General features: G+C 75.1%; 16 protein-coding genes and 2 tRNA genes. 8 read left to right on the forward strand and 10 right to left on the reverse strand.

Annotated elements, in window-relative coordinates; genetic code table 11:
• Nucleotides 1-73: 73 nt before the first annotated feature.
• Entirely contained in the window at nucleotides 74-529 is a 456-nt protein-coding gene (locus ACFUVW_RS14005) for a VOC family protein (RefSeq protein WP_430571939.1), read from the reverse strand.
• A gap of 92 nt (nucleotides 530-621) precedes the next feature.
• Here ACFUVW_RS14005 and ACFUVW_RS14010 point away from each other — a divergent pair, with 92 nt between their 5' ends.
• Both ACFUVW_RS14010 and dnaG read left to right on the forward strand, forming a co-directional pair.
• Nucleotides 622-1545: a helix-turn-helix domain-containing protein gene (locus tag ACFUVW_RS14010; RefSeq protein ID WP_430571940.1), complete on the forward strand. Its 924-nt coding sequence runs from the start codon at nucleotides 622-624 to the stop codon at nucleotides 1543-1545.
• Between the two features lie 21 nt (nucleotides 1546-1566).
• Nucleotides 1567-3534, forward strand: a complete 1968-nt coding sequence (dnaG, locus tag ACFUVW_RS14015; RefSeq protein WP_430571941.1) for a DNA primase — start codon at nucleotides 1567-1569, stop codon at nucleotides 3532-3534.
• 15 nt (nucleotides 3535-3549) lie between these two features.
• Here the strand turns inward: dnaG and ACFUVW_RS14020 are convergent, their stop codons facing one another.
• From ACFUVW_RS14020 to ACFUVW_RS14030, 3 genes are all read right to left on the reverse strand, one after another.
• Complete coding sequence (locus ACFUVW_RS14020) at nucleotides 3550-4086, reverse strand: GNAT family N-acetyltransferase (protein WP_430571942.1); 537 nt, start codon at nucleotides 4084-4086, stop codon at nucleotides 3550-3552.
• Nucleotides 4087-4179: 93 nt separating this feature from the next.
• Nucleotides 4180-4959: an alpha/beta hydrolase gene (locus ACFUVW_RS14025; RefSeq protein ID WP_430571943.1), complete on the reverse strand. Its 780-nt coding sequence runs from the start codon at nucleotides 4957-4959 to the stop codon at nucleotides 4180-4182.
• Between the two features lie 177 nt (nucleotides 4960-5136).
• Nucleotides 5137-5787 (reverse strand): TetR/AcrR family transcriptional regulator, encoded by a 651-nt coding sequence (locus ACFUVW_RS14030; RefSeq protein WP_430571944.1) that lies wholly within the window; start codon nucleotides 5785-5787, stop codon nucleotides 5137-5139.
• Nucleotides 5788-5854: 67 nt separating this feature from the next.
• On the opposite strand from ACFUVW_RS14030, the gene ACFUVW_RS14035 reads away from it, so the two are divergent.
• The gene (locus ACFUVW_RS14035; RefSeq protein WP_430571945.1) at nucleotides 5855-7042 is read left to right on the forward strand and encodes an FAD-dependent monooxygenase; all 1188 of its coding nucleotides are present in this window, start codon (nucleotides 5855-5857) and stop codon (nucleotides 7040-7042) included.
• Nucleotides 7043-7067: 25 nt separating this feature from the next.
• On the opposite strand, the gene ACFUVW_RS14040 is transcribed toward ACFUVW_RS14035, so the two are convergent.
• Nucleotides 7068-8516 carry an MDR family MFS transporter gene (locus ACFUVW_RS14040; protein ID WP_430571946.1) on the reverse strand — a complete coding sequence of 483 codons (1449 nt, stop codon included), beginning with the start codon at nucleotides 8514-8516 and terminating at the stop codon, nucleotides 7068-7070.
• A gap of 105 nt (nucleotides 8517-8621) precedes the next feature.
• Here ACFUVW_RS14040 and ACFUVW_RS14045 point away from each other — a divergent pair, with 105 nt between their 5' ends.
• Together ACFUVW_RS14045 and ACFUVW_RS14050 are read left to right on the forward strand one after the other, a co-directional pair.
• Nucleotides 8622-9593: a nucleoside hydrolase gene (locus tag ACFUVW_RS14045; RefSeq protein WP_430571947.1), complete on the forward strand. Its 972-nt coding sequence runs from the start codon at nucleotides 8622-8624 to the stop codon at nucleotides 9591-9593.
• A gap of 101 nt (nucleotides 9594-9694) precedes the next feature.
• Nucleotides 9695-9862 (forward strand): hypothetical protein, encoded by a 168-nt coding sequence (locus ACFUVW_RS14050; protein ID WP_430571948.1) that lies wholly within the window; start codon nucleotides 9695-9697, stop codon nucleotides 9860-9862.
• 157 nt (nucleotides 9863-10019) lie between these two features.
• Here ACFUVW_RS14050 and ACFUVW_RS14055 read toward each other — a convergent pair.
• The 4 genes from ACFUVW_RS14055 to ACFUVW_RS14070 all read right to left on the reverse strand — a co-directional run bounded on the left by ACFUVW_RS14055 (nucleotide 10020) and on the right by ACFUVW_RS14070 (nucleotide 11283).
• A tRNA-Asn gene (locus ACFUVW_RS14055) sits at nucleotides 10020-10092 on the reverse strand.
• A 52-nt stretch (nucleotides 10093-10144) separates the two neighbouring features.
• Nucleotides 10145-10657 (reverse strand): hypothetical protein, encoded by a 513-nt coding sequence (locus ACFUVW_RS14060; protein ID WP_430571949.1) that lies wholly within the window; start codon nucleotides 10655-10657, stop codon nucleotides 10145-10147.
• Nucleotides 10658-10718: 61 nt separating this feature from the next.
• Nucleotides 10719-11129 carry a PLD nuclease N-terminal domain-containing protein gene (locus tag ACFUVW_RS14065; protein WP_430571950.1) on the reverse strand — a complete coding sequence of 137 codons (411 nt, stop codon included), beginning with the start codon at nucleotides 11127-11129 and terminating at the stop codon, nucleotides 10719-10721.
• Between the two features lie 80 nt (nucleotides 11130-11209).
• A tRNA-Ile gene (locus ACFUVW_RS14070) sits at nucleotides 11210-11283 on the reverse strand.
• A 69-nt stretch (nucleotides 11284-11352) separates the two neighbouring features.
• Here ACFUVW_RS14070 and ACFUVW_RS14075 point away from each other — a divergent pair.
• A complete protein-coding gene (locus ACFUVW_RS14075; RefSeq protein ID WP_430571951.1) occupies nucleotides 11353-11730 on the forward strand; it encodes a DUF488 domain-containing protein in 378 nt (125 codons plus the stop codon).
• On the opposite strand, the gene ACFUVW_RS14080 is transcribed toward ACFUVW_RS14075, so the two are convergent.
• Nucleotides 11694-12875 carry an acyltransferase family protein gene (locus ACFUVW_RS14080; protein WP_430571952.1) on the reverse strand — a complete coding sequence of 394 codons (1182 nt, stop codon included), beginning with the start codon at nucleotides 12873-12875 and terminating at the stop codon, nucleotides 11694-11696. The genes ACFUVW_RS14075 and ACFUVW_RS14080 overlap by 37 nt on opposite strands.
• An 81-nt stretch (nucleotides 12876-12956) precedes the next feature.
• On the opposite strand from ACFUVW_RS14080, the gene def reads away from it, so the two are divergent.
• On the forward strand, nucleotides 12957-13442 hold the full coding sequence (gene def / locus ACFUVW_RS14085) for a peptide deformylase (protein WP_430571953.1): 486 nt from the start codon (nucleotides 12957-12959) through the stop codon (nucleotides 13440-13442).
• 171 nt (nucleotides 13443-13613) lie between these two features.
• Nucleotides 13614-14114, forward strand: a complete 501-nt coding sequence (locus tag ACFUVW_RS14090; RefSeq protein ID WP_429732474.1) for a DUF3145 domain-containing protein — start codon at nucleotides 13614-13616, stop codon at nucleotides 14112-14114.
• The last annotated feature ends 70 nt before the right edge of the window (nucleotides 14115-14184 follow it).

A 14184-nucleotide genomic window follows, 5' to 3' on the forward strand; every position in this document is an offset into this window, starting at 1 on the left:
GCTCACGGACGTCTCGGCCCTGCAGTGGCACGACCGGCTCGTCCGGCGACGCTGACCCGCGGGTGCGGCACCGTCAGGACTGCTCGGCCATCCACGCGTCGCTGGCGCGCTGGACGTCCGCGGGCGTGACGTCGTCCGCCACCTGGGCGAAGAACCAGCGGTGCCCGGCCGGGCAGCGCACGGCCGCCTGCCGGAAGCCCGGGAACCAGTCGCCGGGCTCCTGCGTGCTCGTCGCGCCCGCGGCGACCGCGCGGGCGTGGGCGCCGTCGGCGTCGTCCACGTAGAGGGTGAACGAGCCGGTGGTCGCGCCGTCCTGCTCCGGCGCCACGGCGCCCTCGGCCGGGAACGCGGCGGCCACGGTGAAGGTCGAGCTGCCCTGGGCGGTCGAGATCCGCAGGTCGGAGTGGATGATCGCGTCGCCCGCGGTGATCGTGTCGATCACCTCGGCGCCGAGGCCGGCGACGTAGAAGTCGATGGCGGCGCGCGGGTCGGCGACCGTGAGGTTCGGGTGCAGCGGTGACAGGTCCATGGCTCTCCCTCCAGCGTGCGTCCGGGCGGTCCCGGCGTTCGCTCCCCATGCTGGTGTCGGCGGGTGGGGGCAGTCTTGGAGGAATGCGACAGGTGTTCGAACCAGGTGCGGGCGGGGCCCGCTCGCGGGGCCCGACGGCGACCACCCGAGGGCTGGTGGACCCGGCGGCGGCGCGCGGCGGGTTCGAGCTCGTGCGCCTGGACCCGGCGCCCGACCTCGCGGACCTCGTGGAGCGCCACTGGGTGGTCCGCTGGGACCTGCCGGCCGGCGCGGAGTTCACCCAGGTGGTGATCCCGCACCCGAGCGCGAACGTGGTGGCCGAGGCCGACGGGTTCGCCGTGCACGGGATCCCCGGCGGGTTGTTCTCGCGGACGCTGCGGGGTTCGGGCGCGGTGCTCGGCACCAAGCTGCGGCCCGGGGCGCTGCGCGTGCTGGTCGGAGGGCCCGGCGCCCTGCGCCCCGGGCTCGTGGTGCCCGCGGCGGCCGCGCTGCCCGGCGTGCGTGGACCGTCGGCGTCCGACGTCGAGGAGGCCGGTCGCCGGGCGGTGGCCGCCGCGCGCGCCGGGGACGACGCGGCGGCGGTCGCGGCCGTCACCCCGGTGCTGCGGGCCGCGGCCGCCGCACGGCGCACGCCCCGGTCCGCCGTGGCCCTCGACCGCGTCGCCCGGGTCCTCGGCGCGGTGGTGGCGGGGGAGCTGGGGCCGGACGCGGGGGTCGCGGACCTCGCCGCGCTGGTCGGGACGACGCCGCGCTCGCTGCAACGGCTCTTCGCCGACTGGGTCGGCGTCAGCCCCAAGTGGGTGCTGCAACGCCACCGCGTGCACCTCGCCGCCGACCTGCTCGCGGCGGACCCCGCGATGCCGCTCGCCGACCTCGCCGCCGCCGTCGGCTACTACGACCAGGCGCACCTCGGCGTCGACTTCGCGCGCGCCCTCGGCACCACGCCCGCCGTCTACGCGCGGCGGTGCGCCGCGTCCCGGGCGGCGGCCGACCTGGTCACGTCGGGGCGCGCATAGACCACACATAGACTGAGCGCCGTGGCGGGACTGATCAAGCGCGAGGACGTCGAGGCGGTACGGGAGCGCGCACGGATCGAGGAGATCGTCTCCGCCCACGTCACCCTCAAGCCCGCCGGCGTCGGCTCGCTCAAGGGCCTATGCCCCTTCCACGACGAGCGCACGCCGTCGTTCCACGTGCGCCCCGGCGTCGGGCGCTGGCACTGCTTCGGCTGCGGCGAGGGCGGCGACGTCATCTCGTTCGTGCAGAAGATCGACGGGATGGGCTTCACCGACGCCGTCGAGTACCTGGCCGACCGCGCGGGCGTGCAGCTGCGCTACGAGGACTCCCGCACGGGCGCCGCCGCCGACCGCGGCCCGCGCGAGGAGCCCGGCCGGCGGCAGCGCCTGATCGAGGCGCACAAGGTGGCCGCCGAGTTCTACTCCGAGCAGCTCTTCGGCCCGGGGGCGCAGGCCGGCCGGGCGTTCCTCGCGGAGCGCAGCTTCGACCGCGCCGACGCCGAGCGCTTCGGCGTGGGCTACGCCCCGACGGGCTGGGACGCGCTGCTGCGCCACCTGCAGGGCCGCGGCTTCACGCAGGCGGAGCTCGTCGCGTCCGGGCTGGTCAGCCAGGGGCAGCGCGGCATCTACGACCGGTTCCGCGGTCGCCTCGTGTGGCCGATCCGCGACGTCACGGGCGCGGTGATCGGCTTCGGCGCCCGCCGCCTGTACGACGACGACCAGGGCCCCAAGTACCTCAACACCCCCGAGACGTCGCTCTACAAGAAGTCCCAGGTGCTGTACGGGATCGACCTGGCCAAGAAGTCCATCGCGCAGGGCAAGCGGGTCGTGATCGTCGAGGGGTACACCGACGTCATGGCCGCCCACCTGTCCGGGGTGGACTCGGCGGTGGCGACCTGCGGCACCGCGTTCGGCGGCGACCACGCCAAGGTGGTGCGCCGCCTGCTCGGCGACACCACGGCGGGCGGTGGCCTGCAGCTCGCGTCGGGGGCGTCCCTGGGCGGCGAGGTGATCTTCACGTTCGACGGCGATGCCGCCGGGCAGAAGGCCGCCGTGCGCGCGTTCGGCGAGGACCAGCGGTTCCATGCCCAGACGTTCGTCGCCGTCGAGCCCGGCGGCATGGACCCGTGCGAGCTGCGCATGGCCCGCGGCCCCGAGGCGGTGCGGGCGCTGGTCGACGGGCGCCAGCCGCTGTTCGAGTTCGTCATCCGCACCACCCTCGACACGTTCGACCTCGACACGGTCGAGGGGCGCGTCGGGGCGCTGCGGGCCGCCGCACCGCTGGTCGCGGGGATCCGGGACCGGTCGATGCAGCTGGGCTACTCCCGCTCGCTCGCGCGCTGGATCGGCATCGACACGGAGGACGTCCGCCGCGAGGTCGCGCGCGCCGCGTCGACGCCGTCGCGCGGCGCTCGCCACGACCAGCGTCATGACCAGCGTCACGACCAGCGCCGCGACGGGCACCACGGGCCCGAGGCCGCCCCGGCGACGCCCGTCCTCGCCGCGCCCGACCCGCGCGACCCCGTCGCCCGGCTGGAGCGCCAGGCGCTGATCGTCGTCCTGCAGTACCCGCAGCACGTGCCGGCGTCGTTCGACGAGCTCGGCGAGGACGCGTTCGGCGTCCCCGCCTGGCGCGCGGTGCACGACGCCGTGCGCGCCGCGGGCGGCGTCGCGGCCGGCCGCGAGGTGGGCGGTGGCCGGTGGGTGGAGACCGTGACCGAGCAGGCGCCCGAGACGGTCGCGCCGCTGGTCACCGAGCTCGCGGTCGCGCCCGTGCCGGAGGACCGCGAGTCGGTCATCGGGGCGTACGTGGCCGACGTCGTGCGCGCCCTCGTGGACCTCGGCCTCACGCGCCGGATCGCGGACGCGAAGAGCCGCCTGCAGCGCCTCGACCAGGAGAAGGACCCCGAGGCCTACCAGCAGGCGTTCACCGACCTGCTCGCCATCGAGCAGCAGCGGCGTACGCTGCGGGAGCGCGCCGGCTCCTGACGCCGCTCCGGCCCGTCACAGGGTCCGCGTGAGGAACAGCGAGTCGCCGTGGACGGGGTCCGGCTCCACGCGGCCGGACTCCGCGAAGCCGACCTTGGCCAGCACCCGCAGGGACGCGACGTTCCAGTCGCGGACGGTCGACCACAGGCGCCGGTGACCCGACTCCCGCGCCCAGCCGACGACGGCCTCCGCGGCCTCCGTCGCGTACCCGACGCCCCAGGCGCGCCGGAGCAGCTCGTAGGCCACCTCCGGCTCGTGGGGCCCGACGGCGCCGTCGATCAGCCCGCAGTACCCGATCACGTCGCCCTCGCCTCGACGCTCCACGGCCAGCAGGCCGAGTCCTGGCGCGCGGGAGCCGTCGCGGATCCAGCCCTCGATCTCTTCGAGCGTGGGGTGGCCGTCGTCGTCGAGGCGGCGGTGCGGCGGGACGCGGGGGTCGCGCTCGGCCCACAGCTCGCGCTGGACGACGGCCTCCCGGACGCGCCAGGGCCGCAGCAGCAGCCGCTCGGTCTCGAGCACGGTCTCCGGCCCCTGCGCCGACAGGACTCCCATCCGCCGACCCTAGCGGCCGGCGGACGGGAGCCGCGGTGTCAGGTCAGGTCACCGTGTCAGGTCACCGTGCAGGTCGGCCCACCGCAGGCCGGCTCACCGCAGGTGCCGGACGAAGAAGCGCCCGGCGTCGTCGCCCGCGAACGCCGGGACGCCCGTGTGGCCGCCCAGGTTGGCCTGCAGCGTCTTCTCCGTCGAGCCGAGGGCGTCGAAGAGGTCGAGGGCGGCCTGGCGGTCGTTGCCCTCGTCGTCCCACTGCAGCAGCACGTGCACGGGGATCGTGACCCGTCGGGCCTCCTTGAACGTGGCCCGGGGCACGTAGCTCCCGGCGAACAGGCCGGCGGCCACGATGCGCGGCTCGACCAGCGCCAGCCGGACGCCGAGGGCGATGAGCCCGCCCGAGTACCCGACGGGCCCGGCGATACCGGGCAGGGCGAGCAGCGCGTCGAGAGCCGCCTGCCACTCCGGGGCCGCCTGGTCGACCAGCGGGAGGACCAGCCGGTCGACGAGGTCGTCGGGGACCGGCTCGCCGGCGGCGAGTGTCGTCCGCAGGTCCGCTCGTGCCTGGTCGGCGCCGGGGAGCGGGGGCCGGTCGCCGTTGCCGGGGCCCTCGAGGGCGACCGTCGCGATGCCGGCGGAGGCGGCGTGCCGGGCACGACCCACCAGCCGGGGGTACATCCGGTCCATGCCGAGGCCGCCGGGCTGGCCGAGCAGGATCAGGGGAGCGGGGGCCGACGGCGTGGCGGACGGCGGCGTCCAGAGGATGCCGGGGACGTCGTTGAGGGTGAAGCGGCGCTCGAGGACACCGTCGTCGAGCGGCTGCTCGGTGGTGAAGGTCAGGGTGGTGCTCGGCGTCGAGCTCGGTGTGGCGTGCATGGTCGTGCCTTTCGGGAGTGCTGAGCGAACGGCGCTCCCGGGCGACCTATCGCCCGACCATGACTCCGCGGAGGAGCACCTGTGTCGATCCGTTCACGGGTACCACCTCCTTGCTCTGTCTCGCACGGCCTCAGGCAGGCTAGCAGCGGGCGCCGCGTCGCCTCCAGCGGTTTCCGGTCACGGGTCCGGCCGGTCGTCCGGCGCCAGGCTGCCGTGCACCATGGCGCGCGCGAGCCGGCGGGTGGTGGCGGCGTCGACGGGCACGGCGCCCGTGACGAGGGTGAGCAGCGCCCCGCCGTACAGCAGGACCAGCGTGGGCACCGCCGCCGGGTCGACGTCGAGGCCGGTGTCGGCGTGCATCGCGGCGGTGAGGTCGGACGCCTGGGTCGCCAGCCCGGCCAGGGCCGCGGCGAGCGCGGGCCGGCGGCGGGCCTCGAGCTGGAGCTCGGCGATCGCGAGGTAGCGGTCGCGGTGACGGGTCGCGGCGTCGAGCAGGGAGGTGGCGAGGAGGTCGGTCATCCGCTCGAGGGTCCCGGCCCGGGAGCCGGGGGAGTCCCGACCGTCGAGCGGGCCGGTGCCCGGCGGCCGGGCCGCGACCGACGCCTCCGTCGCGGCACGGGCGTCGGCGAGGTGCAGCTCCACGACGCGCTGCGCCGTGGCGACCAGCAGCTCCTCGCGGCCCCGGAAGTAGTTCGCGGCGGTGCCGGCGGGGAGCCCGGCGGCGCGCTCGACCGAGCGGTGGCTGAGGCCGTGCACCCCGGCGTCGACGAGCAGCGCGATGGCGGCGTCGGTCAGGGCGCGGCGTCGCTCGGGGTTGGTCCGGGGCACGGGCGTCAGTATGGCAAGATCGATACCACCACGCACGTAGTGGTATCGATCGAGGCTGGAGGACGGCATGGCAGGGACGGCGGTCGTGGTCGGCGGCGGCATCGGCGGGCTGGCGTCCGCCGTCGCGCTGGCGGAGGCGGGCTGGGGCACGACCGTGCTCGAGCGGGCGGGCGAGCTGGGCGAGGTGGGCGCCGGGGTGGCGCTCACGCCCAACGCGGTCGCCGCGCTGGGCGGCCTCGGGTTCGACGACGACGCCGTCGCGGGCCTCGGGCCGCGCACCTGGGCCACAGGCACGTGGGACTGGCACGGTCGGCCGATCCTGCGCCTGCCCGGCGACCCCGGCCTGCGCGCGGCCACCGCCCTGCGCGGCGTGCACCGCGCCCGTCTGCACGGCGCCCTCCTGGACCGGGCCCGCGCGCTCGGCGTCGAGGTCGTCACGGACGCCCGCGTCACGACCGTCGCCGGGGGCGCCCCGGACGGGGAGCGCGCCGTGGTGCACCACACGGACGGTGCCGAGACGGCGCAGGCACGGGACGCCGACCTGGTCGTCGGCGCCGACGGCGTGCGCAGCGCCGTGCGCGCCGCCCTGTTCCCCGCGCGACGGCCCGTGTACTCGGGGTACTCGAGCTGGCGCGCGGTCGTGCCGGGGCTGTCGGCAGGGCCTGGCCTGCTGCAGTACTGGGGGCCGCACGCCGAGTTCGGCACGATGCCGGTCTCGGGCGGCGCGACCTACTGGTACGGGTACGTGCGGATGCCCGAGGGCACGCGCCTGGACGACGAGCTCGGCGCAGCCGACGACCGGTTCCGGGGCTGGGCCGAGGAGGTGCGGCGGGTGATCTCCGCGACGCCGTCCGAGGCCGTCGTCCGGCACGACGTGCTGCACCTTCCCGGCGGCCTGCCGCGCTACGCGCGGGGCCGCGTCGTCATGGTCGGCGACGCGGCGCACGCCACGCTCCCGACGATGGGGCAGGGCGCCGCCACCGCCCTCGAGGACGGCGTGTGCGTGGGCCGGATCGTGGCCGCCGGCGTCGCGGCGGGGCAGCCGCTCGGCGCGGCGCTCGCGGCGTACGACGCCGCCCGCCGGCCCCGGTGCCGGGCGCTCGCTCGGGCGTCGGTGAGCAGCGGCCGGTTCGGCTCCCACCTGGGCCCGCGCTGGCAGGGGCTGCGCAACGCGGTGATGCGGCGCGTGCCCAGCTCTGCCGTCACGCGCGGCGCCCGCGCCGTCATGGGCTGGACGCCGCCCGCCCTGCCGTGACGAGCCGGTGCCGGCCGGTGACCGGTCAGGCGGCCGCCTCGGCGCGGGCCCGGCGCTCGCGGGCCTCCTGCAGGTCGGCGGGCATGAGCGCGGCGAGCACGACCAGCACCGCGGCCACACCGACCAGCAGCACGAACACGAGATGGATCGCCGCCATGAGCCCCGGGCCGACCGGGGTGCCGTCCGGGCCGAGGGTGGTGCGCGCGTTGACGATCGCGCCGCAGACGGCGACGCCCACGGCCGAGCCGAGGGAGCGGGCGAACATGTTGGTACCGGTCACCGCGCCGCGCTCCGTGAACGACGCCTGCGACTGCGCGGCGATCAGCGTCGGCACGGCCGTCAGGCCCATGCCCGTGCCGATGACGAAGCACGCGCCCGCGACGGCGAGCACCGACGTCCCGGAGGCGAGCAGCAGCGTGAGCGCCGTGCCGACCACGACGAGCGAGGTGCCGATCACGGCCGTGTACCGGAAGCCGATCCGCAGGTAGAAGCGGCCGGCGTTGGACGCCGACAGCGGCCAGCCCACGGTCATCGCCGCCAGCGCGAAGCCGGCCACGAGCGGCCCCGTGCCCAGCACGCCCTGGGCGTAGATCGGCACGTAGGTGGACAGGGCGAGCACGACGACGCCGACGAGCAGCGAGACCGTGGTCGACACCCCGACCACCCGGCGGCGCAGGATGGCGAGGTCCACGATCGGGTGCCGCGTGCGGCGGGCCTGCACGACGAACGCGACGAGCAGCAGCAGCGCGACGGAGAAGACGACGAGTGACGGCAGCGAGCCCCAGGCCCACCGCGTGCCGCCCTCGAGCAGCCCGAGCAGCAGCATGGTGCTGCCGCCCGCGAGCAGCGCGGCGCCGAGGTAGTCGATCGGCTCCCGCTCTCCGGTGCGCGGGGCCTCGCGGTAACGGCGTGCCAGCATCCAGGCGGCGAGCGCGCACAGCGGGATGTTCACCCAGAAGATCCAGCGCCAGCTGGTGAACTGGGAGAACACGCCGCCGAGCGTGGGACCGACGACGGCGGAGATCGCCCACACGGACGCGAGGTAGCCCTGCGTCTTGGCCCGCTCCTCGAGGGTGTAGATGTCCGCGGCGATCGTCATCGAGACCGGCATGACGGCACCCGCGCCGAGGCCCTGCAGCGCGCGGCCCGCGATGAGCACGCCCATCGTCGGCGCGGCCCCCGCGAGCACGGACCCGACGAAGAACAGCCCGACGCCGGCCAGCATCAGCCGCTTGCGGCCCAGCACGTCCGCGAGGCGCCCGAACACCGGGGTGCTCACGGCCTGCGCGAGCAGGTACACGGAGAACAGCCAGGGCAGCTGGTCGAAGCCGCCGAGCTCGCGCGCGATGGTCGCCGAGGCGGTGGCGATGATCGTGGCGTCGAGCGCGACGAGCGCCGTCGAGAGCATCAGGGACAGCAGGATGGGGCCGCGCTCGGAGCGCAGGCCGACAGAGGCATGACCGGTCGTGGGCACGTGAGGCACAAGCCCGTCGCCCGGGGCGGGTATTCCCGCGCGGCGAGGGAGGGCGCCGCGATACGCGACACTGGACCCAGCTCCCACCACACCGAAGGACCCGCCGTGACCACGACCTCGCCCGTCAGCCCCGCACCGCTCTACCTCGACTGCGACACCGGGGTCGACGACTCGCTCGCCCTCGCCTACCTGCTCGCCTCCCCGGAGATCGACCTGGTCGGGGTGGGGAGCGTCCATGGGAACGTCGACGCCCCGCAGGCCGCGGCGAACACTCTGGACCTCCTGGCGCTCGGGGGCGCCGCCGGCGTGCCGGTCGCCGTCGGCGCGCACGACCCGCTGCGGGGGGTCTACAGAGGCGGGGCGCCGGGCGTCCACGGACGCAACGGTGTCGGGGACGTGGTGCTCCCCGCGTCCGGCGACGCTCCGGTTGCCGAGTCCGCGGTGGAGCTGCTCCTGCGGCTGTCGCACGAGCACGCCGGGCGGTTGCGCGTCGTCGCCGTCGGCCCGCTCACCAATCTCGCCCTCGCGCTGCGGGCGGACCCCACGCTTCCCGAGCGGGTCCTCGACGTCACGGTGATGGGCGGTGCGGCCCTGCACCCGGGCAACGTGTCGCCGGTCGCCGAGGCGAACGTCGCGTGCGACCCCGAGGCGGCCGCGGAGGCGCTCGCCGCGGACTGGGACGTCACCCTCGTGCCCCTCGACGTCACGATGGCGAACCTGTTCGAGGAGTCGGACCGCAAGGAGCTGCTCGAGGCGGGCACCGCGCTGGCCCCGCGGCTCGGCGAGGTGCTGGACCTGTACTTCGGCTTCCACGTGGCCACGTTCGGCCGGCGCTGCTCGGCGCTGCACGACCCCCTGGCCGCGGCCATCGCGGTGGGCGGCGTGATGCCGACCGTGGCGCCGCGCGTGCCCGTCGTCGTCGACGCCACCGACGGCCCGGGCCGCGGCCAGACGGTCTGCGACCTGCGCGGCCGGTACGCCGGGTACCCCGACGTGCTCGGCGCGCGCACCCGGGTCGTCCTCGCCACGGACGACCCGCTCGCACCGCACCTCCTCGAGCGCCTGCTCACGCTCTGACCCGCCGCCCGACCGCTGCGGGCCGGCGAGTGCCCGGAGCGACCATGCCCGGGACAGGGCGCCGTCCTGTGGCGCGGGTGACCTGAGGTACGGTCGGCCGCATGGACCTGGACCCTGTGCGTGAGCTGCTCGAGCTGGAACGTGCGCGGGAGGCTCGGCGGCGTCGGCGCAACCGGACGCTCGCCTGGGCGCTACCGGGCGTGCTGGTCGTCGGGCTGGCCTGGTGGGGCGTCGCCGCGAAGCATGGCGAGGACCACCGGCAGCGGTGAGAGAGCGGCAGACGCACGCCGTGCAGTGCGGTCTCGAACCGCCGGACAGCGAGGACCCGGCACGCCGGACGTGCGCACGGGCGTCAGTCTGAGCTCGCTGGCAGACGACGACGCCCCGCAGCTGCACAAGGCGGCTGCGGGGCGTCGTGTCGGTCGGCTCCCGCGGTTGGACTTGAACCAACGACCGTCCGATTAACAGTCGGATGCTCTGCCAGCTGAGCTACGCGGGATCGCGTGGTCGTCCGGCCGGCGGCCTTCGAACCGGGAAGAACAATACCAGGCTCACACGGGTAGTCCGGACGCCCCCCGGACCCTGGACTCCGTGGCGTCCACCACTCGGGCGACGCGCGGGTCGTCGAGGTCGACACCCTGCCCGGCGATCGCCTGCGAGAACAGCCGGCCGTCCGCGGTCCGCCGGACGGCGACCTTCACGTCGCCGCCGGGCACCGCGACCGTCTCGGCCAGGACCACGGACCACTGGACCCGCTCGCGCAGCGCCTGGGGGAACGACGTGCGCTCGGCGTCCAGGAGCCGCAGCACCGTGTCCGGGGCGGCGTCCACCCACTCGATCGCCAGCTCGGAGCGCTCGGGGTCGAACACGCCACGGTCGACGTCGCACCACGGGCGCCGCGTCACGACGTCTCCCGCGGCGGGCCCGACGACGACCAGGTCCGCCGTCGTCGCCACGGCCCAGCGGTCGTCGGCGAGCTGCGCGGACGCGAGCAGCCGCTCCCCGCGTGCCAGAGGGAGGGCGCGTCGGAGGTCGTCGGGCAGGGGGGAGCGGCGGAACCACATGGCGCCACCGTAGCGACCGCGCGCGGGGCGTGGGGCCCGGCCGGCCGGGAACCCCGGCGGGTCAGCCCGCGGCGCCCTGCCCGTCGTCCTGCACCGGCCGGGACGGGTCCTGCGCGGCCTGCTCGCGCTCACGCTTGAGGCGCGCCTGCTCCATGAGCCAGCGCATCTCGGGGTCGTCGTCGGGGTCCGCGGACGGGGCGTCGGTCTCCCACGTGCGACGGCGGCCCGGGTACCGCGCTGCCGGCACCGGGCCGGCGGGGTAGCCGGTCCGCGGCGCCGGACGCCGGTTCGCCCGGGCGCGCCGGCTCACGACGATCCACGCGATCGACCCCGCGAACGGGAGCAGCAGGATGATGAGGATCCAGAAGCCCTTCTGGATGCCGCCGCCGTCCTCCTCGTCGGACTGGACGACGTCCACGAGGGCGTAGACGACGAGCGCGAGGTAGGCCAGCATCGGCAGCACGCGGAGCATGGCCCCGGAGCGTAGCCGGTCCGCCCGTCCGGTCGTACCCCCTGCGACCTGGTGAGACGTGGCGCGAGAGGCGCCGTCGGTGCCCCGTGCAGGACTTGAACCCGCGACCGAGAGATTATGAGTCTCCTGCTCTGACCAGCTGAGCTAACGGGGCGCGCGGCGAGCATACCGGCGCCCGGGCGTCGAGCGTGCGGCACCCCGCCCACCGCGGTGTCATGGGGGAGTGACCATCACCGTCAAGCGCGTGTACGACGACCCCGGCCCGGACGACGGGGCGCGGGTGCTCGTGGACCGGCTCTGGCCGCGGGGGATCTCCAAGGACCACGCCCGCCTCGACCGCTGGTGCAAGGAGGTGGCTCCGTCGACGGACCTGCGGACGTGGTTCCACCACGACCCGGACCGGTTCGAGGAGTTCGAGCGCCGCTACCGCGCCGAGCTCGCGGACAACCCGGAGGTTCCCGAGCTGGCGGGGCTCGGCGCGGGGGACCGGCGTCTGACGCTGCTCTACTCGGCCCGCGACACGGAGCACAACCAGGCGCTGGTGCTGCGCGACGTGCTGGAGTCCTACCTGGAGGACGCGGCGTCCGGCTCGGGGACCTGAGCCGGACGGGCCCCCCGAGCGCGGTGGCCGAGCGCGCGACCGGCACGCTCGAGGTCGCGCGCGACGGCGCGGCGCAGCCACGGCCCGAGGGGGCGCTCGACGAACCGGTGGACGAGGTAGGCGACCCCGAGCATGACGACGGTGACGATCGCGAACGTCGCTCCGGCGGGCAGGTGCGGGCTGGTCTTGCCGATCATCCACTGCCCCCAGGACGAGTGCAGCAGGTACAGCGGGTAGGTCAGCGCGCCCACGACGGTGAGCCACCGCCACGACAGCCGGTCGAGGCGGGTGAGCGCGACCGCGGCGACGAGCGCGAAGCAGGCGACGATCGCGACCCAGTACGTCTGCGGCCCGACGGTGACGTCGGTGCTCGTGGCGATCCGCAGCGACTGGCTGCGGCCGGACATCACGCCCGCGAGGGCGACGTTGAGGCCCAGGACGCACCACAGCACCGGCGACCGGCGTTCCTTCGTGAGCAGGAAGAGCACCATGCCGCCGGCGAACAGGGGGGCGTCGGTGCCGACCAGCACCGTGGCCCCCAGCGTGCTGCCCGACTGGACCGCGACGGCGGCGGCGACGGGCCACACCGCCGCGAACGCGACGAGGCGGTTGCGCGTCATCCCGAACGCGAGGAGCACCCCGACGAGCACGTAGAAGCGCAGCTCGGCCCACAGCGTCCAGTACACGGACTCGATGTCCTGGACGCCGAACGCCCGCTGGACCATCGTGAGGTTGGCCGCCGTCTCGGGGATACCGACGTCCTTGTGCCCGGGCGCGACGACCACGAGCAGCAGCACGACGGCCGCCACGGAGAGCCAGTAGGCGGGGAAGAGGCGACCGACGCGGGACGCGGTGAAGGACCGCACGTCCCGTCCCCAGGCCGACATGAGGATGACGAAGCCGCTGATCACGAAGAACAGCTGGACCCCGAACGACCCGAACACCGCCACCGGCTGGAGGTTCGGGAACGACTCGTCCGTGCGGGCGCCCCAGGCGGAGTGGTTCACGGCCACGTAGTGGTACGCGAGGACCGCCATCGCGGCCAGGAAGCGCAGCCCGTCGAGGGCGGCCAGGCGGGGACGGCCTGCGGCCGGTGCCTCGGCGCGGCCCGGGTCGAGGGCAGGCGTCGTGGTTGACTCGGTCATCGGTCGTAGCATCGCTCGGCACGTTATCAAACCGTGATAATCGGCGCCTCGACCGGTTCACGACGTGGGAGAATGCGGGCCATGGCGATGCGAGAGATCCGGGTGCTGCCCGACCCCGTGCTGCGCACACCCTGCGACGAGATCACCACCGTGGACGACCGTGTCCGCTCCCTCGTGGAGGACCTCGTCGAGACCGTCGACGCCGACGGCCGGGCCGGCCTGGCGGCCAACCAGATCGGCGTGAGCCTGCGGGCGTTCTCCTGGAACGTCGACGACGAGATCGGCTACGTGCTCAACCCGCGGATCGTGGACCTCTCGGAGGAGACCCAGGACGGCGACGAGGGCTGCCTGTCGGTGCCGGGGCTCTGGTACCCGACCACGCGCGCGTGGTACGCCCGCGTGGTGGGCACGGACCTCGACGGCAACGAGCTCGTGGTCGAGGGCACCGGCCTCATGGCGCGCTGCCTCCAGCACGAGTGCGACCACCTGGACGGCAAGCTCTACCTGGACCGCCTCGAGCGCACCGCGCGCAAGAAGGCCATGCGGGAGCTGCGCGAACGCCTCTGAGTTCCTCAAGGGGTGCTCAAGAGGAAGCATCAAGTCTGCGTTTCCTCTCGCACCTCGGCCCGCCATCGGGCAGGATGTGTCAAGACGACACACCGTCGGAGCTCGCCGACCAGCAGGCCTACCGGTTCGAGGACGTAGGGGAAGACGGACCTCGGAACCAGGGAGGACAACATGGCTGGTGCGATCACCCGCGGTGTGCTGTTCGTGCACTCGGCACCCCGTGCGCTCTGCCCTCACCTCGAGTGGGCGGCGGGCAACGTGCTCGGGGGACGCGTGTCGCTGGACTGGACTGCCCAGCCGGCGGGGCGCGGACTTTATCGTGCCGAGTACTCGTGGCAGGGCGCCCAGGGGACGGGTGCCCGGTTGGCCTCTGCCCTGCGGGGCTGGGACCACCTGCGCTACGAGGTGACGGAGGAGGCGAGCCACGGCGCCGACGGCGCGCGGTGGTCGCACACCCCTGACCTCGGCATCTTCCACGCCATGACGGACGTGCACGGCAACGTCGTCGTCCCGGAGGACCGCGTCCGGGCCGCGATGGAGTCCGCGCACGACGGCCGTGGCGTGCGCGAGGCGCTCGACCTCGCCCTCGGCACCGCCTGGGACGACGAGCTCGAGCCGTTCCGCTACGCCGGCGCCGGCGCCCCGGTGCGCTGGCTGCACCGCGTGGGCTGAGCCCGCGGAGCACGGCGCCGCACGACGGGCCGTGAACGACGACGCCCCGCCACCTCCTGCGAGGTGGCGG

Origin of the sequence: Isoptericola sp. NPDC057391 (assembly GCF_042668085.1) — a bacterium.
Classification (GTDB): Bacteria; Actinomycetota; Actinomycetes; order Actinomycetales; family Cellulomonadaceae; genus Isoptericola.